The sequence below is a fragment of the Phycisphaerae bacterium genome (assembly GCA_017999985.1).
GTDB lineage: Bacteria > Planctomycetota > Phycisphaerae > UBA1845 > Fen-1342 > JAGNKU01.
Window position 1 is genome coordinate 97,922 of record JAGNKU010000015.1, and the last position, 22,138, is coordinate 120,059.

Sequence of the window (22,138 nt, forward strand, 5' to 3'; positions counted from 1 at the left end):
CACGCGGCTGCCTTGATCCCACGGCCGCGCTGACCGCCGTCCGGCCGAATCTTTGCGCTGGCGCAGCAACCGTCGCGCGACTTATGGCGGCAACCGAATGGCACGGAAGGTCTTGCGGGACTGGTCGCGGAGGTATTTCTGCTCACAAGTGCGATCATCCGCATCGTATTCAACTGGGTCGATGCAGTCACTGGGGCCGGTGACTGCAACCCGGATGCTGCCGTCATCACTGAGGATGAGCACGTCATCGCGAGTAGCGAACGGGACGAGGGCCTCCGGCTTGAAGCTCGGCAGATCGACGTGGATGGTCTGGACGAGTGTCGGCGGTTCAATGGGATCGCCAGACCAGCGGTAGAGCGCGAAATCACCCCCTTCGTCGGTGCCGCCGGCGATCAGTAGAAACGCCTTGCGTCGGGGGCAGTACTCCATGCTGCGCAGGCCCCTGTCATGCAGGTCCCAGAGCAGCGGCCTGCCGAATTGCGGGGTCTGCGACCGCTCAAGAACGTCCGCAGCGTTGTTCAAAGGGATGACGATGGCGCGCTTGGACGACGGGCCGACGAGCAGGGGATTGCGAAACCCGATGTAGAGCGTGTTGCCGTCGGCCGAGGCAGCGAGGGCTTCAATGTTGAGGCCGGCTTTCTTGGGGGCGAGTCTCTCGCGTTCCTTCTTGGACAAGCGCTCGCCGAAGCGCGTGGCCTCGTCTAGGGCGAGTTTTCGGCCAAGGGGCGTCGTCAGCAGCGTTTGGACAAGTGTCAGGCACGGTCGGCCGACAGGTCGAAGCGACAGGTCATCGCCCTGGATTTCGAGCTGCGTGGCGAACAAGCGATAGCGATTGGGCCGCAGCTTGCCGTCCTTGTTGCGGCCGTGGGAGGTGATCCAGTAGATGCGGTCGCCGGCGCGGGCGGCGCCTTCGATGTCCGCCTCGGGATGCCCGGCTTCGACGGCTAGATGCGCGCTGAGGTCAAACGCGCGGCTCGGCGTCGCGCGATCCACGAATCGGTACACGCGCAGTGTGTTGTTCTCGTCGTCGGCGACAACCAGCGAATCGTCGGTCAACGCGACGGCGGCGGAAGCATCGCATGAGCCGCGAAACAGAAGTGGCTCGGTGAGCACGCCTGGCGCGGTCGTGACCTGGGGGAATGAAGCCCCGGCGAACAGCAGCAAGACCAACGCAGACCAACCGATTCGCATCTCGATCGTCTTCGGCGCGCAGTAGGCGACAGGTCGCCTGAGCTCGCAGTGTGTGCCGCAACACGCCAGATCGTCAAGCGTATTGACATCACCGTCCGCTCAGGGTCGCGGGAGGGTTGTAGTCTGCCGCCGCAGGGTCCTGCGACAGGGTGCGTTTGTGTGTCTCGGGTCCTTGTCCAGACCCCGCGCGCTGCGCGCGACCGCCTCGGGTGGTGGGCAGGGTGGATGGGAGGCTGCGCAACCCCATGACGGTTCAATGATTCAACCGGAGGGAAGCGTCCGATAACACCCCGGCGATTCCTGTCGCTTAACGGTCGATTTGCCTGCCGTGGCTGCTCACTGGCCGGTTAGAATGGTAGCCGGTGCCACGTTCCTTGTGCGCTGATGGTCTCACAACCAGGAGGTCGCGAGCAATGTCGTCTTGGCAGAGGATGCTTGGGGTCGCTCTCGGTGTGCTCGTGTTGTCGTGTGTCGCATGGGGCCAGGAGGATGACACCGTCGTGCGCTACGACCAGCACAAACTGGTCCGCGTCTACACGACCACGACCGAGCAGGTGGCCCAACTGCGCGACCTGCGGGCGCTGCTGATGAGTGACGCGGAAGGGCCCGGCCTCGTGGACTACGTCATCCCGCCCGAGTCCATGCCGGGCCTGCAGGCCCTGGGCGTGCCGTTCAAGGTGCTCAACGACAACATTCAAAAGGACATCGATGCCGAGCGCGAGCGCCTGGCGCGTGCGCCGGCGGTCGACGAGCGCGACCCGGCGTGGTTCAGTGACTACAAGAACCTCGACGCGGTCAATGCCAAGCTCAACGCCATGGTTGCTGACCGGCCCGACCTCGTTTCATTGATCGACGTCGGCACCACGCTGCAGGGCCGCCACATCTACGGCGTCCGGATCAGCGGGCCGGGCACGAACAAGCCCGCCATCCTGTTCAACGGCTGCCACCACGCCCGCGAATGGATCTCGGTGATGGTGCCCATGTGGATCGCGGACAAGCTCGTCTATACGTACGAAACTGATCCCACGATCCAGTCCCTGGTCAATCGCGTCGAGTTCTTCGTCATCCCCGTCGTCAATCTCGACGGGTACGTGTACTGCTGGACGAACAATCGACTCTGGCGGAAGAACCGGCGCCTCAACAGCGGCGGCTGCTACGGGGTGGATGACAATCGCAACTACGCGACCGGCTGGGGCGGGGGCGGTTCCAGCAGCGACCCTTGCAGTGACTTGTATCGCGGCACGGCGGCGTTTTCCGAGCCGGAGACCGCGGCCATGCGCGACTTCACGATTGCCAACCCGCAGATCGTCGTGACGCAGAGCTATCACAGCTACTCCCAACTCATCATGTCACCGTACGGCTACACCAGCGCCCTGCCGCCCGAGCCGGACCAGTCGCTGTTCATGGAGCTCAACGAGGGGCAGCACGACCTGATCAAGGCGGTGCACGGCATGGAGTACGGCTACGGGCCGATCTACTCGACGATCTACCAGGCGAGCGGTGGCGACGTCGACTGGTACTACGCGACGCAGGGCATCTTCTCGTTCACCATCGAGCTGCGCGATACCGGCACCTACCAGTTCGAGCTTCCGCCGGAGCAGATCATTCCGACTTGCGAGGAGAACTTCCCGGCGGCGGTGTATCTCGCGGAATGGGCCGCCAGCCCCGTGAAGATCGGCTTCCCGAATGGGCTGCCGACGCGTCTCACACCGGACACGCCGGAGACGGTGCCGGTACGCATCGTGGCGGTGGGGGCGACGCTCGACACGGCTTCGCCGCGCTTGTTCACGCGCGTCGGCAGCAGCGGCGCGTTCACGGAGTACACACTGACGTCGCTCGGCAGCGGTCTGTATGAGGCGACGCTGCCGGCGACGACGTGCGGTCTCACACGGTACTACTACTTGTCGGCCGCGACGACGACCGGCATCGTGAACTACTCGCCGGCGGATGCACCAGAGACGACGTACAATGCGGCGGCGGAGCCGATCGTCACGATTTACAGCGCGAACATGGACAGCAACCCGGGCTGGACGAAATCGCCCAACACGGCGGCGAACCAGTGGGCCTGGGGTGATCCGACCGGCGGCGGCGGCGAGTACGGCTCCAACGATCCCAACGTCGGCTTCACCGGCACGAACGTCGTCGGCTACAACCTCGCCGGCGACTACGCCAACAACCTGGCCGAGATGAGCATCACCACGCCGGCGATCGACTGCTCCGGGGTGACGGGGCCGCGGTTGGGATTCTATCGCTGGCTCGGCGTCGAGCAGCCGTTGTACGATCACGCTTACCTGCGGATCAGCACCAACGGTCTTGCCTGGACCAACTTGTGGCAAAACACGGCGACGGTGGACGACGGGGCGTGGGTGTACCAGGAGTTCGACATTTCCGCGCAGGCCAACAACCAGGCGACCGTGTACCTTCGCTGGACGATGGGTACGACCGACGGTGGTTGGCGCTATTGCGGCTGGAACGTCGACGATGTGCAGATCTGGGCGGCCGACCCGTCCGGCTGCCCGGAGTTGCTAGGCGATCTCAATTGCGACGGCGTCGTGGGCTTCGGCGATATCAACCCGTTCGTGCTCGCGCTGGCCAACCCAGATACGTACACTGCGATGTATCCGGATTGCGATATCAACCTGGCGGATGTCAACGACGACGGCACGGTTAGCTTCGGCGACATCAACCCGTTCGTGGCGCTGCTGACGGCACAGTAGCCTGCGCGGGTCGGAACGGGCCCTCGGCGTTAGGGCGCGCGCGAACGCAGCGGTCCGAACCTGGGGTGGCGGTGCCGGGCCCGGTGGCACCGGCGTCTGCCCGGCCGGGGTATAGCGCGCCCACGGTCTGGCTGCGCCTGACCGTGCCACGCTTCTATCCATTCTTGTGCGCAACCCGTATACTCCGCGTCGATTCCGGGCCACGTCGGGCCCGACAGCGAGGGACACTCGATGCGGAACGTGCTGGTCACCGGCGGCGCGGGGTTCATTGGCTCGAATTTCGTCCGCTGCCTGCTGGAGCAGGACAAGCAGGTGCGTGTCGTCAACCTGGATGCACTGACGTACGCCGGCAGCCTTGAGAACCTGCGTGACCTCCCCGACGCCACGCGGCACACCTTCGTGCAGGGCAGCATCTGCGATCGCCCGCTGGTCGACCGTCTGCTGCGCGAGCACGACATCGACACGGTCGTACACTTCGCGGCCGAATCCCACGTTGACCGTTCCATCACCGGCCCCGCGGCGTTCATCGAGACCAACATCACTGGGACCTTCACACTACTCGAGGCGGTGCGCCAGCACTGGCTGGGCGGACAGCACAGTGCCGACGGCGTGCGCTTCCACCACGTCTCGACGGACGAGGTGTTCGGCTCGCTCGGGCCCGGCGATCCCGCGTTCCGCGAGACGACGGCCTACGATCCGCACTCGCCGTATTCCGCGTCCAAGGCCGCGAGCGACCATCTGGTGCGGGCGTACTTTCACACTTACGGCCTGCCGGTGACGATCAGCAATTGCTCGAACAACTATGGCCCATACCAGTTCCCGGAGAAGCTCATTCCGCTGATGATCCTGAACGCGCTCGGTGGCAAGCCGCTGCCGGTGTACGGCGACGGCCAGCAGGTGCGTGACTGGCTCCACGTGCTCGACCACTGCGCGGCGATCCTGCGCGTGCTGCGGTCGGGCCGGCCGGGCGAGACGTACAACATCGGCGGCGACAATCAGCCGGCGAACCTGGAGATCGTGCACGAGATCTGTGCCCTGCTCGACGCGCGTTTTCCCAATGCGCCGCACCGCCCGCATGCGCAGCTCATCCAGTTCGTCAAGGACCGGCCGGGACACGACCGCCGCTACGCGATGGACACGAGCAAGATCCGCCGCGAACTCGGCTGGACGCCGCGGTTCACGCTGGCCGAGGGACTGCGGCAGACGATCGACTGGTACGTCGGGCATGCGGACTGGCTGACGGCGATTCATTCACAGGGCGACTATCAATCCTGGATCACGCAGAACTACGCGCAGCGAGGGTAGGTGGCGATGAAGGGCATTATCCTGGCGGGCGGTCGTGGGACGCGGCTGTTTCCGCTGACGCGCGCCGTCAGCAAGCAACTGCTGCCGGTCTACAACAAGCCGATGGTCTACTACCCTCTGTCGGTGTTGATGTTCGCCAGCATCCGCGAGATCCTGATCATCAGCACGCCGGAGGACTTGCCGCTGTATCGCCGGCTGCTGCGCGATGGCCGGCAGTGGGGGCTGCACTTCGAGTATGTCGCGCAGACGCACCCGCGCGGACTGGCGGATGCATTTCGCATCGGCCGCGACTTCGTGAATGACGAACCGGCGGCGCTCGTGCTGGGCGATAATATCTTCTATGGCACGGGCCTGCTGGACACGCTGCGCCGGGCGGCGTCCGTTACCGAAGGCGCGGTGATCTTCGCCTATCCGGTGCGCGATCCGGAGCGGTTCGGCGTTGTCGAGTTCGACGAGTCGCGCCGCGCGATCAGCCTGGTCGAGAAGCCCAAGCAGCCGCGCAGCAACTTCGCGGTCCCGGGCATGTACTTCTATGACCGCAAGGTCTGCCGGCTGGCGGCCGAATTGCAGCCGTCGCCGCGGGGCGAGCTTGAAATCACGGATCTGAACCGGATGTACCTCGAGCGGGGCGAGCTGCGCGTGGAGGTTTTCGGCCGCGGGACGGCGTGGCTCGACGCGGGGACGCACGAGTCGCTGTTGCAGGCGTCGAATTTCGTGCAGGCGGTCGAGGAGCGGCAGGGGCTGATGATCGCATGCCCCGAGGAAATCGCGTATCGGATGGGCTTCATCACGCTGCCACATCTCACCGCGCTGATTGACGAGCTTTCCGACAGCTACGCTGACTATCTCCGCTATCTCGTGCGTACCGCGAGCCATTGAGGGATCAACGGGGTCGGGGTTCACTTCCGCAGCCGCGCGCGATGCCGCGTCAGGACGGGAAACCAGACGGCGGAGCTCAGAGACGCAGAACGGCGGTCGCGGATGGCGCGCGTGCGCTTCGGATCACGGCGACGCGGGACTCTGGTCTTCGGGCGCGGCTGGCGTTTCGCCCTCGCGCGCGAAACCCTCGTGCGGCGGCTGAGCGGGGGCTTGGCTGTCCCCCGCGGGTGGTGCGGGCTCGGGCGCCCGCCGATCCGCTAGCACGATGTGGTTCTTGCCGCCGCGCTTGGCGGCCAGCAAGGCGGCATCGGCCGCGCGCAGGATTTCCGCACGCTCCTTGCCGTCCCAGGGGAAACACGCGAGGCCGCCGCTGATCGTCACGGGGCCGGGCGCACCGGGGCCGAGGCACTTGAAGGAATGCTGGCGGATCACGGCCTGGAACCGTTCGGCCAGCGCGAGCGGGTCGGTGGGGTGCTGCGAGCCCGGCACGCGCGGCTGCTCGGCGTCCCACAAAACGACCGCGAACTCGTCGCCGCCGTAGCGGGCCACGAGGTCTTCTTCGCGCGAGCAGCGCGTCAGGAGCTGCGCCACCTCGGTGATCAGCGCATCGCCCGTGTCATGCCCGTACGCATCGTTGTAGGACTTGAAGTCGTCGATGTCGAAGAGCACGACGGTGACGCGCAGCCGTTCGGCGGCCGCCCGCGCGAGCAGCTTGTCGAGCGCCAGCTCGAAGTAACGCCGGTTGCGCAGTCCGCTGAGATCGTCGCGCCAGGCGAGCTCCTGCCAGTGGGCCTGCTCGCGCGCCTGGGCGACGATCGTCTCGATCAAACGCACGTAGTCGGCCAGGCGGCTCGCGTCGGCGGTGCTGTAGGTCCCATGCGGACGCGCCCCGAGCGCGACGCTGCCGACGGTGGTGTCCTGCTGGTGGATGGGTTCCTGGAGCACCGGCATGCCGGCCGCACCGTCACTGGCAATCAGGTCGTCGACGTGGATCGTGACCGATTCGGCATCGAACACGCGCCGAAGCATGGTCGCGAGACGGTCGAGCGTCGCCTGCAAGCCCTCGCCCAGGTGCTTGAGGACCTCGCTGAGCTGGACGATTTCCTGCACAGAAGGGGTCGACGGACTGGGCACGGGCAGCGGTCGCGCCGTGGTGGCCAGGCCGAGCGCCGTGGCCAGGTCCGCGGGAGTGAGCGGCTCGAGCACGTAATCGTCGGCGCCGGCCTGGAGCGCGGCGCGGGCGCGGGGTTCCTCGGCGGCGGGGCAGGTGACGACGATGCGCAGCTGGGGCGAAAGCTCGCGGAGACTGGAAATGGCCCGCAGCGCGCCGCGCCCCGCGGCCAGCGACAGAACGACGCCGTCGAACTGCGCGTGGCCGGCGGTCCACACGCCGCTGAGCAGCGCCTCGGTGGCGACACTGCGGCAGCGCGGGAGGGCCTGGCTGACGGCACTGCTCAGCGCAGGGCTGCCGATGACCAGGATCTGTGCATTGGCACGCATCTCCGCGGCTTCCTTGGACCACTCCGAGTGGCGAATCACCGCTGCACTACCCCTCTTCGGACGTGTCCAGCAAGGCAGACAATTCTTCTGGCGTCAGGATGGAGGTCGGAGCATCGGTGCGAGGCATTGCGCGGCCGGGGCGCACCAGCGCGGGCCGCGCGCCGGCGGCCGCACTTTCCGCCGGTGCGGGACGTGCCGGCGGCAGTTCCGGCTGCGCCGGGTACAGCGTTACGGGGGCCAACTCGGCACACAGGCGGCGGACCAGATCCGTGGGCGACGCGGCCAGCAGGCGCTGCACCGCCACGTCGCCACGGCAGGTCAGCACCAGGGGCAGCAGGTCGAACAGCGGCGTCTCGCGGTCCGCGCTGTAGACGACGATCGGCGTGCGTGACCAGGTTTGGCGGACATACGAGACGATGTTGAACTCGTCCGCCGCGACCCAGTCGGCACCGACCAGGACCAGGTCTGGTATGTCCTCGTAATGCTTGAGCAGGTGAACGCACGCGGCATACACGTCCGCGAAGGGGAGCGTCTGCGCGCCGTGTCGCAGAAGCCAGGCGTCGATCAGCTCGACCAATGCGCGCTGACCAGTGCGGATGTGAATCGCGCTGCGGACCTCAAGCACGCATGTTTCCTTTGGAACGCCGCTCGAAACTTCCCACCATCCTCTCACGATATACTACTCGGCGACGTAGCGCGATGTCAAAACGGGCCTGGTCGCGGCGCGGCGGCGGGCGGCTGCCGATCGCGCAAGCGCAACGGGGCGGGCAGGTTAGTACGCGGCGGCCACGGCGGCCGCCGCGCTCTATCGGACGCGGCGCGCGGCGGTTGCCCCGGGGCGTTGGCGCTCGGATCCGGTGTGGACCTGCGCGTCCGGAATAACGTCGCCGGCGGTTCTAGAAGGGGGTGCCGTGCGAATCCGCGGGGGTGTAGTCCACGCCGTGGCCGGGCATGTGATTGTCGAACCGCGTGTAGCTCTTGTTCCAGTGCAGCTTGATCGTGTCGACGGGGCCGTTGCGCTGCTTGGCGATGATCAGCTCGGCGGTAGCGTCGTCGAGGTCGTCCGCCGCGGGGCCGGCGTCATTCTCATCGCCGAGCCGGACACGGGCCTGGCCGGTCTGGTAGTAGGCCTCGCGGTGCAGGAGGGCGACGACGTCGGCGTCCTGCTCGATGGCGCCGGACTCGCGGAGGTCGCTCATGCGCGGGCGGTTGCCGCGGCGGGTCTTGTCCTCCGGGCTGCGGTTGAGCTGGGCCATGGCGATCACCGGGACCTTGAGATCCTTGGCGAGGGCCTTGAGGCCGCGGGAGACGGTGGCGACCTCGACCTGGCGGCTCTCGGACTTGGGGGCGCGCATGAGCTGCAGGTAATCGACGAAGATCGCGCGGAGGTCCTTGTGATGGCGCAGGGCCATGCGCGCCCGCGCGCGCAGCTCAAGGATCGTCAAGTCCGACGTGTCGTCGACCAGCAGTGGGGCGCCGCTGAGGTCGCTGGCGACCTGCTGAAGGCGTTGGAGGTCGGCGGCGGAGTGGCGGCCGCGGCGCAACGCGTGCGAATCGACCCGCGCCCGGCTGCACAGGATGCGCTGGGCGACCTGCTGGCGGCTCATTTCGAGCGAGAAGAACAGCGTCGGCTGCTGCTCGACGATGGCGAGATGCTCCGCCATGTTGAGGCCCAGCGCCGTTTTGCCCATCGAGGGCCGCCCGGCAATGATGATCAGTTCGCCGGGTTGCCAGCCGCAGGTCAGCTCGTCGAGTTCGGTGAAGCCGGTGGGCGCGCCGGTCAGTGCGTCCTTGCCGCGGCGCTCGATGGTGCGGAAAGCCTCCTGGATGAGATCGTTGAGCAACTGCGCTTCACCCGACACGCGCCGCTCGGTGACGCCGAAGATCTCCTTCTCGGCGTAGTCGAGCACTTCGCGGGCGATCTGGTCGTTGTCGAGGGCTTTCTCGGTGACGCGGTGGGCGGCGCCGACGAGCTGGCGCAGGAGGTACTTGTCGTAGACGATGCCGGCGTAATGGGTGGCGCGCAGGGCGGAAGGCACGGCGTTGAGCAGCCCGCCGAGGAAGTCGAACTTGCCGAGGGATTCCCACAGGCCGCCCCGGACCAGTTCGTCCTTGATGACGACGCCGTCGATGGGCCGGTCCTCGACGAAGAGCTTGACCAGGACCTCGTAGAGCCGCTGGTGCTTCTCGAGTTTGAAGGCGTGCGCGCCGGCCTCGCGGAGGGTGTTGATCACCTCGCCGATCGCCTCCCGCTCGAGGAGCATCGCGCCGAGCACGGCGCGCTCGGCTTCGATGTCCTGGGGCAGGAGGCGTTCGAGGGCGGGGCTGGGGCTAGCGGCCGTCCCCGTCGTCGTCGAGGTCGGCGGCGTCGGCGTCCCGGTCGTCGGTGTCTGCTGCGCCGGCGTCGCTGCCATCGGGCGTGCCTCCTTCCCGCACGACCCAGACCTTGATCTCGGCGGTGATCTCGTCGGCGAACTCGAGCTTGACCATCCGAGTGTCGAGGGTGCGGATGTGCCCATCGAGCATAACGTGGTCCGGCCGCACCGGGAAGCCCTGGGCGTTCAAGGCCGCCGCGATGTCCTTCTCGCTGACCGAGCCGTACAGCGTGCCTTCCGGATTGGCGGCCGCCTCGATGGTCACCGACACGTCCTTGAGCTGCTCCACGAGGTCGGCGTACTGCTTCAAGCGCAGGGCGCGTTCGGCCGCGGCAGCGCGGCGTTTGTCCTCGATGGCGCGGATGTTCTCCTCGGTCGGCTCCGTCGCCAGCCGCTGAGGCAACAGGTAGTTGCGCGCGTAACCAGCCTTGACCTCGACGACGTCGCCGAGGTGGCCGAGCTTTCGCACGTCTTGTAGCAAGAGCAAGCGCATGCCTGAATTCTCCGTCCGGGGGTTGCAGATCACGTCACGTAGGGCATCAGCGCCAGGAAGCGGGCGCGCTTCAGGGCAAGCGCCACCTTGCGCTGGCACTTGGCGTCCAGGCCGGTCCGCTTGCGCGAGAACAGCTTGCCCTGGGCGCTGGTCAGCCGCTGCAGCATGGCCACGTCCTTGTAGTCGATTTCCTCGGGCTTCAGCCGCGGCGCCCGGAACCGCGTCGATTCCGTGGTCCGCCGGGTCTTCCGCTTCCGGGGCTTCTGTTTCGGTAAGTAACGAGCACTCATCGCGGTTTCCTCTCTGTGCTGAGCGGGGTTCAGAACGGAATATCGTCACCGGCCGGCGGCAGCTCATCGGCTTCGGGCGGCCCGGCTGTGGGCCCGGAGTGCCCGCGGTCTTCCGGCGGGGCATTGCGCTCCTGGCTGGCGCCGGGCGCGCCCGGCTGGTCGCCGCGTCCGCCGACGAACTGGAAGTTGTCGACGATGACACGCAGCTTGGAGCGCTTCTGGCCGTCCTGGCCGGTCCAGCTTTCGAAACGCAGGTAGCCTTCGACGAGGAGCGTGCGGCCCTTGGTCATGTACTGGTTGATGATCTCGCCGCCGCGCCCGAAGGCGGCCACGTCGACGAAACAGACTTCTTCCTTCTGGTTGCCGTCGCGGTCCTTCCACTTGCGGTTGGTGGCCAGGCCGAACTCACAGACCGCCATGTTGCTGGGCAGGTAGCGCAACTGCGGGTCGCGCGTCAGGTTGCCCATGAGGATGACTTTGTTGAAGCTGGCCATGTTTCTCACCTGTCTCCGAAAGATCGCGGCGCGCTCGCCGGCACAACCGTCCAGCGCTCGCAGCCGCCATGAGCGCGACACTGCGACGCGGGGCGCCGGCTACGCCAGCTCCGGGTCCTCGGTCGCGACGGGGGCCTGCGCGGCGGGCTCGCGCACGCCTTCCTCACGCGGTCCGCCGCGCCGGTCATGGCCGCGCCGATCGTCATCATGCCGGCGGCCATCCCCGGCCAGCGGCATCAGCGGCGTGTCGACCGGGTGGGCGCGCAACTCGGCGAGGCGCTCCTCGGTCAGACCCTCGGCGCGCACGACCATCCCGCGCAGCAGCACTTCGCTGAGCTGGATGTCGCGCTCGAGGTCGCCGATACGCTCCGATGGGGCATCAATGTACGCCAGGACGTACGTGCCGCGCTTGCGGCGCGCGATTTCGTAGGCGAGCTTGCGCTCGTCGAACTTCACGCACACCAGCAGCTCGGCGCCGATGCGCCCGCAGAGGCGCTTGACCTCTTCCTCGATGCCGGCCCAGTCACGGACGGCCGCGGTGTCAAACAGAAACATCACCTCGTAGCGTTTCAAGATGGGTCTCCTTCCGACGGCGGGTCGCCCGGGCGCGGCCGGGGACGCGACTCCGCGTCTTGCTTGCGGTTGAATTCGTTCATGGCCGCGTCGAGGCCGCGGCGGAGCCAACACGCGACGGCGTCCGCGGCGCGCTGGACGGCGGCTTCGATCGCGGGCCGCTCGTCCGGCTCGAAACGGCTGAGCACATGATCGACGGTCGCGGCGCGCGCCACCTTCCCGATCCCGATGCGGATGCGCGGGAGCGTGTCGGTACCGAACTGCCGGATCACGTCGTCCATGCCTTTATGTCCGCCGGACGAGCCCGCGGCCCGCACACGCAGCTGGCCGACCGGCAGGTCCAGGTCGTCGTAAATGACCAGCACGGCTTCGGCCGGCAGCTTGTAGTAGCGCGCCGTGGCCGCCACGCTGCGCCCGCTGAGATTCATGTACGTCGCGGGCTTGAGCAGGAGCACGGTCTCGCCCTGTACCGTCGCCTCGCCGAGCAGCCCTTCGAAGTGTCGATCGTAGCGCGACACGTCGGCGCCCCAGCGCCGCGCCAGCTCGTCCAACACCAGGAATCCGATGTTGTGACGCGAGTCGGCGTAACGCGGGCCCGGGTTGCCCAGACCGGCGATCAGCTTCACGGCTACTCTCCGGCTTCACCTTCCGCTTCCTCCTTCAGACCCTTGCCGATGACCTCCGGCTCGGCCGCACCCTCGGCGGCCGCCTCACCCAGCTCCTCGGCGGTCGTGCCGCGCGGCGGATGCACGACGGCGACGATGTCGTCGGGGTTGTTGAGCACCTTCACGCCGGGGGGCACCTCGAGCTCGCGGACTTTCAGCATCTCGTTGAGGCCGAGGTGATCCACCTTGACGCGGATGCCCTCGGGGATGTTCCGCAGCTCGCACTCGACGTCGAGCTCGGTGAGCACCGACACCAGCGTGCCGCCTTCGGCCGTGCCCTTGGGGCGGCCGCGCAGCTCGATCGCCACCTTGACCTGGACCCGCTCGGTCACGTCCACGCGCATCAGGTCGACGTGGATCGGCGTCTGCTGCAGGTGGTCGTACTGAATGGCCTTGATCAGGTACTGCTGCTCGTGGTCGCCCAGGCGCAGCTTGACGACGTGCTGCATGTGCTGGAGCGCGATCTGCGTGTCGTGCAGCGAGAGCGACACCAGCTCATTGGCTTGGCCGTGGCCGTAGATCACGGCCGGGATCAGCCCCTGCTCCCGCAGCCGTTTGTTGCCGTGGTGGCCCAGGGGCTTCCGCGTTTCGCCTTGAATCGTTGCGATGTCCATCCTCTGACTCCAGGTTCGCCGGGCCGCCGCCACCCGCAGGGCGGCGGACGGCGTCGACCTCACTTCATGAACAAGCTGCTCACCGACTCGTTGCGGTGAATCCTGCGTATCGCCTCACCCATCAGCTCACTGACGGTCAGGACGGTCAATTGGGGCAAGCGGGCGACCACCGCCGGAGACAACGGGATCGTGTCCGTGACGGCGAGATGGTCGAACTGGGCTTCGGCGAGTCGCTCGACGGCCGGCCCGCAGAGCACGCCGTGCGTTGCCGCCACGATCACCTGCCGGGCGCCGTGCCTGCGCACGAGTTCGCCCGCCCGCACGACGGTGCCGGCGGTGGCAATGATGTCGTCGACCATCAGCACGGCCTTGTCGTGTACGTCGCCGATGATGGCCATGGTCTTGATTTCGGAGCCGCTGACCCGGCGCTTGTCGATGATCGCCAGCTCGCCGCCCAGCCGGTTGGCGTAGACCCGGGCGCGCTTGACGTTGCCGACGTCGGGGCTGACCAGCGTCGGTGGGCCGGAGCCGAGCGAGTGGAAATAGGCGGAGAACACGGGCTCGGCCGAGAGGTTGTCCACCGGAATGTCGAAGAAGCCCTGGATCTGGGCGGCGTGCAGATCGAGCGTGAGGACGCGGTCGGCGCCGGCGGTCGTCAGCAGGTTCGCGACCAGCTTGGCCGTGATGGGCACGCGGCCCTCGTCCTTGCGGTCCTGCCGGGCGTAGCCGAAGTACGGGATCACGGCCGTGATGCGCTTGGCCGACGCGCGTTTCAGGCAGTCGATGAAGATAAGCAGCTCAACCAGGTGCGTGTTCGCCGGCGGGCAGGTCGACTGGACGATGAATGCATCACAGCCGCGCACATCGTCGAGCAGCTTCAGCGAAATCTCGCCGTCCGGGAAGTCGTCGAGCTGCACGCGGCCGAGCGGATAGCCGAGGTACTGCGAGATCTTCTCCGCGAGGGCACGATTGCTGCGACCGGCGTAGATGCGCAGATCTGTCATGCGAGCACTCCGGGAAACGCCGGGCCCGGCGCCCGCGCCGTTCTTCGCGGCGTGCCGGAGTGGCAGCGCGGCGCATCCGGGGCGGCGGCGAGAGACTCGGCAACAATCCGCAAGGCGTCCATCAACGGCTCCGACGGAAGTTCGGGAGGCGGCCGAACCGCGCCCGCGGGTTCCGTCAAAAAGCTACCCGGCCTGGACTCGAACCAGGAATGCCAGGACCAAAACCTGGTGTGTTACCAATTACACCACCGGGTAACGGGACGATCGGTTCCGTTTTCCGATGCCCGCTTCGCCGCCTGGGTCTCGAAAGCACGGTCGTGGACCCGCTCGGAAGCCTGAACCGCCGGCCGTGTTCTCGGCGGCCCACTGCGGCGTTTGCCGCGTGCCCCGTGCGAGCGGGCAGAAACCTCCGGCCGCGGCGACAGCCGGAATTCGGTACTCTACCGGGGGATAGGCCGGTGTGTCAACGCGGGGCGTCGGCCAGGTCCAGGATCCGTTGCCGGCGGGCGAGGAGGGTCTCTATTAGATATGCGGCGTCCTCGGGCCGGGGAAGGTGGGCGGCCGCGACGATGGCCTCGATGTGCGGGCGTTCCAGGGCACGGATACGGTCGGCGATCCAGCGCAGATCGGCCGGTGTGAGGTGGTCGAACGCGGTGTTCGGCGACTGAGGCAGCCAGGCGAGCGGGTCGAATTCGGCATCGAAACGTCCGACGGCGGGCGAGACGATCGGCTGCCGGGGGTCCGGCTCGGGATGCAGCAGCCCAAGTGAAGCGGTCCGCAGGATCGTCCAACGGGGGTCGCCCTCGTGCTGCCAGCCGCGCCAGGGCTCCTTGGGGCGGCCCTCCCAGGACCCGAGACAGGAGTTGAAGTCGATCAGGTAACACACCACGCGGCCATCCTCTTCCACCACGAGGTTGTTCCGCCCGCCGCGGTCCACGTCGTTGATCCACGCGCTGGCGATACGCAGCGCCCGGACTTCGCGCCGGTAGCGGAACCAGTCGAACCGGAAATGCCCGCGGCTGTTCTCAATGAACAAGGCGGCGCACGCCCGGCGACCTTCCAATTCGGGGTCGCCGGTGCCGGTGACTGCGACCAGGTGTATGGGCGGCACTCGATAGCCGAGCGCGCCGAGGATGCGAGCACCGATTAGGTCGGCCGACGTGCCCAGGCCCGGCCAGCTCGGATCGTCGAGTTTGAAGAGGAACTTGCGACCCGTCGCGTCGCGACCCACGAAACCACTGGATCCGCCGCCCGTGCCGCGGCTCAACACGCGAAACGGCGGCTGCGGCGACTGGCTGCCCGAGCCGCGCGCCACCTCCGCCGGCGTGGCTGGGATCGTCGGGCGGGGCACGCAAAAGGAAGTTCCGCGGTCCAGGTCAATGTCGGCGTTCCAGGCTTCGTCTCCGCACAGCAGTCGGACCAGCGGGTCGAACGTCAGCACGTCGCGTCCGGGGTAGAGCACCCACGTCTTGAAGGCGATGCGGGCATTCGAATCGTCGTTGGCGCGCACCGCGTCGGGGATGTACGCCAGCGTGTTCGCCGGACGCAGCGACGAAGTGCAGCCGGGGACAGTGACGCCCGCGCTGATGCACAACGTGAGACACGTGCACAGGCCGCAGCGGACCGCATAAGAGGCAACACGCAACATTTTTATCCTCAGAGGATGAACGACTCGCCCACACCGGTCGCCACCGCCCGCATTCATAACCGATGTCGCCGCAGCAGGGAATCCAGGTGGTGGAACGGCGAACGGCCGGGAAGAAGTGCGCTTCGCGGCCGGCTAGAACACGCCGGCGCGTTCGGCGATTAGCGCTGGCAGCGCGATGAGCCAGGCGCGCGTCGGCGGCGTGTCGGTGATTTCCAAGGCCTGTGTGCAGGGCAGCGCGAAGAAGTCATAGGGGACATAGGGGCCGTAGCTGAGCAGCGCGCACACGACGTCCGCGAACTGCACCAGCAACCTGTGACCAGCGAGCGGATCCTCCGGTGCCGGTGCGCGGTGATGATCGCCGACGATGGCAGGAAGGGGCACGGGCAATCGCCAGGCTTCGGCCAGCCGGGCACCCAGCGGCTGGTGCCACGTGTGCGACAGTCGTTCGAAGAGGCCGCGCGACACGCTGCCACCCTGTGTCCGCTGCCAGTCGTGCAACAGGCGCAGGATGGCCAGGTTGCCGATATCGTGCAGCAGGCCGACCAGAAACGCTTCGCCCTCCGGAATACCGCGCGTCCGGCTCAGGTCACTGACGAGCACCGCGGAGACGATCGAGCGTTGCCATAGTTCCTCCCCCAGCGAACGCACCGGGCCGCCGATGCGGATGGCCATGCCCTTCAGTGTCATGGCCACGAGGAGCGAGCGAAGCTGCGCGGCCCCGAGCCGGGTGAACGCGGCGTCGAGCTGGTTCACCTTGAACAGGCGCGCATAGGCGGCCGAATTCACGACCCGCAACACTTCGGCGGAAATCGCCTGATCCTCCCCGATCAGCGTGGCGAGCTCGCGGAAATCGACGTTCTGGTCCTGCAGCTTGACCAGCGCGCGCTGCGCGATCTGCGGCAGCATCGGCAGATCGAGTTCGGCGTTTTCGAGGACACGCTGGAGGTGCGCGCACACCGCGATGTCGTCGGCGGTGAGTGCGTCGTGCGGCGGCGGAGCGACCAACACCGGTGTGCCCCGGGGTTCCCACCAGCCCGGCTCCGTGGTTTCATCGAGTTCCACGTCCGCTGCTGGCGGCGGCACATCCGCGACCGCCGTGGCCGCCGACGCAGGCTGCGACGGCAGGCGTGCCCGTATGGCGGCACGTTGCCTGGGACGGCGAAACCAGTCGAGCAGGGACATAGAGGTTCCTCTGCGGCCGCGGTCGAATGTTGCGCGCTCAATGACGCCGTGCACCGTTGGCCCCCGGCAAAGATCGTGCGGCTGGCGGCGCTTGGAATACCGCCATGAAGCCCTGCCCCGGGGGCCTTGCATATGCGTTATCTCGGCATTCTGCATGCGCGCCGTTGATAGGGCGGTGGCGGAGCTTGGTCACGTCTTAGAAATCATGCCTGGCGCCGGGCGGGGCGCGCGCCCGGGCCCAGGCGAGCTGGTGACCTGGCATACGTTCCTGCCAGGATAGAACACGTCCAGTCTGCAACCCGTCTGGCCGATGCATAGAGAGCGACGCGTGGCCGCACGGGCGGGGTGTGCCTCTCGGCCGGTCGCCGTGCTGGGGCGGGTTGCTCGCGCCCCGGGTTCGCACGGCGGCTTCGCAACGGCGTGCGGCCGGGCGTCGGCGCGGCCACGTAGGGGCCACATTATGACTGGGCCGATTCGGGATGAAGATGCCGCGGGTGTGACGCCCGCCTCGGGAGAGTCAGACCTGTCGCTCGGCATGGACAACGTGTCGCCGGCGGTTTTGATCGACTTGCTGCGGCGGTATCAGACAAAGGGCGGGTGCAAGCGTTTCCGACGCCACGAGCGGCACAGATGCCAGATCCCCGCGCAGATCGAACTACCGGCGCTAGTGACGGGCCCGGCGCGCGCGCGAACGCTGGAGGTGCTGACGGAGGACGTGTCGGCCAGCGGCTTCGCGTTCGTCACGGATCGGATGCTGGCCATCGGGTCCGTGGTTCGCGTGCGGTTCGACCCGCTGGAGAACGGTGCCACGCTCGCGGCGACGGTGAGGCGCTGTGTGCCGTTCGGCGGGAACCAGTTTCGAATCGGGGCGGAGTTTGCGGCGCCGCGCGCGCGCTGAGCATGCGGCTGTCGGTTCAGGCGACTGATTGCCCGCGACCGGCTGTCTGTCGCGCCGCGCGGGTCACGTAACGCGCAGCGCCGCCTCCGCGCCCCAGTTTACCGTTCCTGCGGTCTCGCGCCGGTCGCTGCTAGCCGCGACGACGAGCCGCGAGCATGATGCCGAGCCCCAGCAGAGCGAGTGTGCCGGGCTCCGGTGTGATCACGAGGTTCCGGAAGTCGACGAAGTCCGTGCCCACGCCGGACCAGTCCGTCCCGTACCACCGCAGACGGCTCACGTTGGTGACGTCAAACGTCCCACCTTGGGTGTAAGCTGTAGCGTTCACGTCCACCGTCACCGTCGTCCAGGTCGGATACGGCGGGTCACTCCAGGGTGCCTGGGTGGCGTAGACGATGCTGTAATCACGGTACCCGATGTACGTGTTGCCGTCCGCGCCGTACGTGTAAAGCCGCAGGAACACGGGGGCGTCGCCGTACGGGTTGGTGTTCATCTCCGGATCCTGGTAGTACCGCGTGTCGAAGGTGACCGTGCTGCCCGCGGCGCTCAGGTCCAGGCCGTTGCCCGGCGTCGTAATCCCGGCGAGGTTGAAATCAACGTACTGGTAGTACCAGCTGCCAGCACCGCCGCCGTACAGCAGGTTGTGCCGCACGTGGCTGCCGGGGAAGAACGTCTGGGTGTCGCTGTTGAACGCCGGGTAGATGGCGTCCCCGCTGGGCGACTGCGAGTTGTAGGTGTAGCCGAGGTTGATCTGCGCATCCAGCGGGAGCGAAACCAGGATCGATGACATCGCGGCGACCGGCGCCAGCAACGCCATCACGATCAATGCAGTAGTTCTCATGCCTTCATCCTCCTCAGAAACGAAACTCCGGGGGCGAAATGCCTCTGTACCCTCGCCCGGCTACGTTGCCGGACCGACAGATTATATTATAAGCGGCGCGCCCTGCTGCGCCTACGACAAATTCCGCGCTTCTGAGGCGTGCGAAGCGGAATCGGCGTCGCGTTGGCCCGGTGCATTCCGGCGAACAAGGCCGTCCAGTTCTATTGGGACTGAGACTGCGCCGGCAACGAGATATCGACTTTGATGCAGCGTCGGCGTAATGACGCTCGACTCCGCCCTTCGCCAGGCAACGCGGCGGACAGCCCGCCCGCGCGACAAGCAGCCCTGCGCGGTGGCGTCTTCACCACACGGAGGTCGAGATTACGCACGCCTCTCCCGGGATCAGGCGGACGTCGTCATCAAGGTTGATCACGGCCTCCCGGCCCCAGACGGGGTAGGTGGGAAGCCGGCGATACCGCAACGGCGCCTCCGTGACCGTTGCGGACAGCGTGCCGATTGTGCCGGCATATTCCCGCTGCCCGCGCCCGTCACCGGCCACGCAACGGACCGTGACCGGCGCGCCCGGCGGCACCGACAGGACCATTGGCTCGGGTATGTACGCCACGACCCGGCTCGTGGCAACCGGGGAGATCGTAGCTAGAGCGACGCCCGCTTGAACCTGGGTTCCCGCGTGTGCCAGGAGGGCAGTGACCTGTCCATCGATCGGGGCGCGCAATACGTGGGAATCGATCCTGCAGACGGTCTCCTCGAGGTCTCGCTCGCGGACATCAATCGCCAGACGCAACGGTGTGAGCACCGGTTCGAAAGCCGTCACGACCTCCGCACGCGCGGCAAAGCGGGCCCAGCGCCGGTCCGCCGCCTGAAACGCGTCTTTCAATTGGGCAAGGGCTTCGGCGCGCTGTGCGATATTGGCCTGCAGCGCCTCGACGTCGGTCTGGATCTGGTTTAGCTCCAGGACGGCCGCGCTGCCCTGTGCATACAGGTTGCGCGTGATCTCGTACTCGACCATCTTCCCGCGAAGCAGTACGCGGTCGTACGCGTCCAGAACAAGCAGCGAGAGGTACTCTACGCGGGCGTCCTCGCGGTCGACGGCGAATTGTCGCATCTGATCGTCGACATCAGCCTGCGCCCGCGCGTTTTCCGCGGCGAGCTGCGTCTGGACGGCGTCAACCTCCGCGCGCAAACGCTCAATGTCCTTCTGGATCTTAGCCAGTTGAATCCGCTCCTCGCGGTCGTCCATCGAAATCACGACCTGACCACACGCGACCGATTCGTGCAACTGAACGTGGACTCCGCGGACAATCCCGGCCTCGAGATGGGTCAGCATGACGGGCCGGTCATCAGCGAAGCCCATGATCGTGCCGGTCTTTCCCAGTTTCTGATGGAGATAGACCGCGCCGCCAACGGCGAGCAGCCAGACGCCGACAGTCGCGCCAGTCAACAATGGGCGGCGCAGGCCGCGTAGCCAGTGGCCGTTGGGGCCCCCTTGTGGTCGCAGCGCTGCCGGTAAATCAGCGGTCAAGCCACTTCCTCGTATTCCTGCTCGACGAGCAGATGGACTGCGTCAGCGCGGAGTGTGTGCTTCAGTGCCGCGATGAGGTCTGGACCGCGCTCCGGATCCCGCAACCGGACCTTGTAGGCACACTGATAGCTGGGTTCGGTGCCCTCGACTGATGCCGAGGACTCGTCTACGGATATCACCGAGAATCGCCGGCAGAATCGGGACAGTAACGGCTGGAACGCGCTACTGTTGAGCGCCGACGCGGTGATCTGGAAACGCAGGAGACTGTCCACAGCGTACCAGGCGCCAAACCCGGTGCCGTGCAGGTACAGCGCCACCAGATTGGCGACCACCGCTCCGATCAAAGCTGTCCCGTAATACCCGAACCCGGCTGCCATGCCGCAGATCAGGCACAAGAAGACATAGGCTGTGTCGCGGGCATCACGCACGACCGTGCGGAAGCGGATGATGGCCAAGCCGCCTAGCAGCCCGACGGCCACGAGGGCATTCGAGGCGACCAATGACATGCTGATCGCCGCGATGACCGCAATCAGCACCAACGCGTGCGTGAACGTGCGGGAATACGAGACGCCCCGGTGGGTCCATTTGTAGCACCAGCCGTTCACCATGCCGATGATGAATGCCACCAGCAGACACAGGATGAAGCGTTCGGCGAGCTGGCTTTGCGGTGCTTGCAGGGGGTAAAACAACTCGTCCAGTGTGCTCATGTCAAACCTTCCGCGGCCTGATCCGGGCATCCGCGCCGCGCGCGCGGCGCGCAGGTTGGCAAGGAAGACTCAGCAGACGCCAAGCCTGCCGCGGGGTGACCGCACACGGGGCCCAGTCTGCCCGGCGTGACGAACGACTCCTGTACGGACCTGCTTCGCAGCCACACTCCTGCGGCCTGCGCGCACAGGACATATTTGCACACCCCGCGCCGGAGTACATCCAGGCGGCGTAGCATGTGTGCCACCCAAAACGGGTAGGTGTTGGTGAACTTGACCTCCAGAACGACGCCCCCAGCATTCACTGGTGCCCACGTTTCCGTCGCTTCGCTCTGTGCCCGCATCCAAATCCCGTAGTGAATACCCCGGTCCAGCGTAATTCGGATGCGTTCCGCAGAGTTCCCCTCGTAGGCCTCGCGCATATACCAAGTGCCCACCACGGGGAAAGCCCGGATCTGATTGCGCAGCCGCAGGAATGCGTTGACATTCTCCTCGGTAGCGCGGTCGTACGCCCCGCGTCCGTCGAAGAGCGTGCAATCCGCCCAGATCAGGGACTCAACGGCCTCGGGGCCGACGCGCGCCCGGGTCTTGTGCACGAGCCCGTTCAGCCTGCGCTTGATCTCGACAAATACTGGCGCGTCAGTCCAGGCCTCATGGCACTGCCGGTATGTCCGCACCCGCAGCTTGTATCGGTTCATCCGCTTCTGCAAGGTATGCTGCAGGAGCACGCGCGAGGCGGAATCGAGGTAGAGTGAGTTGACCGGGTACTCATATCCGTTCCGGCGCGACGCGTGCGAGTCCCGAGGTAGGTGATCCAGGCAATACCGCCGTATCTCGGCGGCCTGGCACTCGTTGATGAGGAATTTCGCCTCGTATCGCTGCCATCGCACCGCCCCATCGCGCCCCGGCTGCATCGCTCGCAGTCCCTGCAAAACCCACTCCGGACGTCACCGGAAAGGGGGACGCGCGTCATCCGTCCGGGTGCCAGCGCCAGTTTTCACCCCAGCGGAGATTTGCACGTCACCCAAACCCGCCCCCCGCCACACCCGGGGGGTCATCGGCTCGTTAACATCATGTTATGATAAGCCTAGGGTTACGCTAGGTCAATGCGCTTTAGGCGAGACGGTTGCGTTGTCATAAGTCTCGCAGAGTGGGATGCGTACGAAGGTCGGCGGGTTGGCGTACCCGCGGCGGGCCTCATTTCTGCGCACGGAGCGGCTTTTCAGAACGGGCGCTGCGGTTTTTT

General features: G+C 66.7%; 21 protein-coding genes and 1 tRNA gene. 4 read left to right on the forward strand and 18 right to left on the reverse strand.

What is annotated here, in order from left to right:
• Positions 1-81: 81 nt before the first annotated feature.
• The gene (locus KA383_17255) at positions 82-1,191 is read right to left on the reverse strand and encodes a DUF3616 domain-containing protein (protein ID MBP7747867.1); all 1,110 of its coding nucleotides are present in this window, start codon (positions 1,189-1,191) and stop codon (positions 82-84) included.
• Between the two features lie 413 nt (positions 1,192-1,604).
• Here KA383_17255 and KA383_17260 point away from each other — a divergent pair, with 413 nt between their 5' ends.
• The 3 genes from KA383_17260 (at position 1,605) to rfbA (ending at position 6,092) form a co-directional block, all read left to right on the forward strand.
• Entirely contained in the window at positions 1,605-3,908 is a 2,304-nt protein-coding gene (locus KA383_17260; protein ID MBP7747868.1) for a hypothetical protein, read from the forward strand.
• Between the two features lie 231 nt (positions 3,909-4,139).
• Entirely contained in the window at positions 4,140-5,213 is a 1,074-nt protein-coding gene (gene rfbB / locus KA383_17265) for a dTDP-glucose 4,6-dehydratase (GenBank protein MBP7747869.1), read from the forward strand.
• Positions 5,214-5,219: 6 nt separating this feature from the next.
• Positions 5,220-6,092, forward strand: a complete 873-nt coding sequence (rfbA, locus tag KA383_17270) for a glucose-1-phosphate thymidylyltransferase RfbA (protein ID MBP7747870.1) — start codon at positions 5,220-5,222, stop codon at positions 6,090-6,092.
• Between the two features lie 123 nt (positions 6,093-6,215).
• Here the strand turns inward: rfbA and KA383_17275 are convergent, their stop codons facing one another.
• From KA383_17275 to KA383_17335, 13 genes are all read right to left on the reverse strand, one after another.
• A complete protein-coding gene (locus KA383_17275; protein ID MBP7747871.1) occupies positions 6,216-7,592 on the reverse strand; it encodes a diguanylate cyclase in 1,377 nt (458 codons plus the stop codon).
• A gap of 46 nt (positions 7,593-7,638) precedes the next feature.
• Positions 7,639-8,217: a hypothetical protein gene (locus tag KA383_17280; GenBank protein ID MBP7747872.1), complete on the reverse strand. Its 579-nt coding sequence runs from the start codon at positions 8,215-8,217 to the stop codon at positions 7,639-7,641.
• A gap of 271 nt (positions 8,218-8,488) precedes the next feature.
• Positions 8,489-10,006, reverse strand: a complete 1,518-nt coding sequence (gene dnaB, locus KA383_17285; protein MBP7747873.1) for a replicative DNA helicase — start codon at positions 10,004-10,006, stop codon at positions 8,489-8,491.
• Entirely contained in the window at positions 9,924-10,460 is a 537-nt protein-coding gene (rplI, locus tag KA383_17290) for a 50S ribosomal protein L9 (GenBank protein ID MBP7747874.1), read from the reverse strand. The genes dnaB and rplI overlap by 83 nt, the downstream gene beginning before the upstream one ends.
• A gap of 29 nt (positions 10,461-10,489) precedes the next feature.
• A complete protein-coding gene (gene rpsR, locus KA383_17295; protein MBP7747875.1) occupies positions 10,490-10,750 on the reverse strand; it encodes a 30S ribosomal protein S18 in 261 nt (86 codons plus the stop codon).
• A 29-nt stretch (positions 10,751-10,779) separates the two neighbouring features.
• Positions 10,780-11,244, reverse strand: coding sequence for a single-stranded DNA-binding protein (ssb, locus tag KA383_17300; GenBank protein ID MBP7747876.1), 465 nt, complete (start codon positions 11,242-11,244; stop codon positions 10,780-10,782).
• 99 nt (positions 11,245-11,343) lie between these two features.
• Positions 11,344-11,817: a 30S ribosomal protein S6 gene (gene rpsF, locus KA383_17305; protein ID MBP7747877.1), complete on the reverse strand. Its 474-nt coding sequence runs from the start codon at positions 11,815-11,817 to the stop codon at positions 11,344-11,346.
• Entirely contained in the window at positions 11,814-12,443 is a 630-nt protein-coding gene (locus KA383_17310) for an aminoacyl-tRNA hydrolase (GenBank protein ID MBP7747878.1), read from the reverse strand. The genes rpsF and KA383_17310 overlap by 4 nt, the downstream gene beginning before the upstream one ends.
• Positions 12,444-12,445: 2 nt before the next feature.
• Positions 12,446-13,096 carry a 50S ribosomal protein L25 gene (locus tag KA383_17315; GenBank protein ID MBP7747879.1) on the reverse strand — a complete coding sequence of 217 codons (651 nt, stop codon included), beginning with the start codon at positions 13,094-13,096 and terminating at the stop codon, positions 12,446-12,448.
• A gap of 59 nt (positions 13,097-13,155) precedes the next feature.
• Complete coding sequence (locus KA383_17320; protein ID MBP7747880.1) at positions 13,156-14,100, reverse strand: ribose-phosphate pyrophosphokinase; 945 nt, start codon at positions 14,098-14,100, stop codon at positions 13,156-13,158.
• Positions 14,101-14,283: 183 nt separating this feature from the next.
• A tRNA-Gln gene (locus KA383_17325) sits at positions 14,284-14,355 on the reverse strand.
• Between the two features lie 208 nt (positions 14,356-14,563).
• A complete protein-coding gene (locus KA383_17330) occupies positions 14,564-15,748 on the reverse strand; it encodes a hypothetical protein (protein MBP7747881.1) in 1,185 nt (394 codons plus the stop codon).
• Between the two features lie 132 nt (positions 15,749-15,880).
• The gene (locus tag KA383_17335; protein MBP7747882.1) at positions 15,881-16,930 is read right to left on the reverse strand and encodes an HDOD domain-containing protein; all 1,050 of its coding nucleotides are present in this window, start codon (positions 16,928-16,930) and stop codon (positions 15,881-15,883) included.
• 460 nt (positions 16,931-17,390) lie between these two features.
• Here KA383_17335 and KA383_17340 point away from each other — a divergent pair, with 460 nt between their 5' ends.
• Positions 17,391-17,828 carry a PilZ domain-containing protein gene (locus tag KA383_17340; GenBank protein ID MBP7747883.1) on the forward strand — a complete coding sequence of 146 codons (438 nt, stop codon included), beginning with the start codon at positions 17,391-17,393 and terminating at the stop codon, positions 17,826-17,828.
• A 130-nt stretch (positions 17,829-17,958) separates the two neighbouring features.
• Here the strand turns inward: KA383_17340 and KA383_17345 are convergent, their stop codons facing one another.
• The 4 genes from KA383_17345 to KA383_17360 all read right to left on the reverse strand — a co-directional run bounded on the left by KA383_17345 (position 17,959) and on the right by KA383_17360 (position 21,782).
• Complete coding sequence (locus KA383_17345) at positions 17,959-18,666, reverse strand: PEP-CTERM sorting domain-containing protein (GenBank protein MBP7747884.1); 708 nt, start codon at positions 18,664-18,666, stop codon at positions 17,959-17,961.
• 340 nt (positions 18,667-19,006) lie between these two features.
• A complete protein-coding gene (locus KA383_17350) occupies positions 19,007-20,188 on the reverse strand; it encodes an HlyD family efflux transporter periplasmic adaptor subunit (GenBank protein ID MBP7747885.1) in 1,182 nt (393 codons plus the stop codon).
• Positions 20,185-20,895 (reverse strand): MgtC/SapB family protein, encoded by a 711-nt coding sequence (locus tag KA383_17355; protein ID MBP7747886.1) that lies wholly within the window; start codon positions 20,893-20,895, stop codon positions 20,185-20,187. Before KA383_17355 ends, KA383_17350 begins: the two co-directional genes overlap by 4 nt.
• Positions 20,892-21,782 (reverse strand): polyphosphate polymerase domain-containing protein, encoded by an 891-nt coding sequence (locus KA383_17360; GenBank protein ID MBP7747887.1) that lies wholly within the window; start codon positions 21,780-21,782, stop codon positions 20,892-20,894. Before KA383_17360 ends, KA383_17355 begins: the two co-directional genes overlap by 4 nt.
• Positions 21,783-22,138 lie beyond the last annotated feature (356 nt).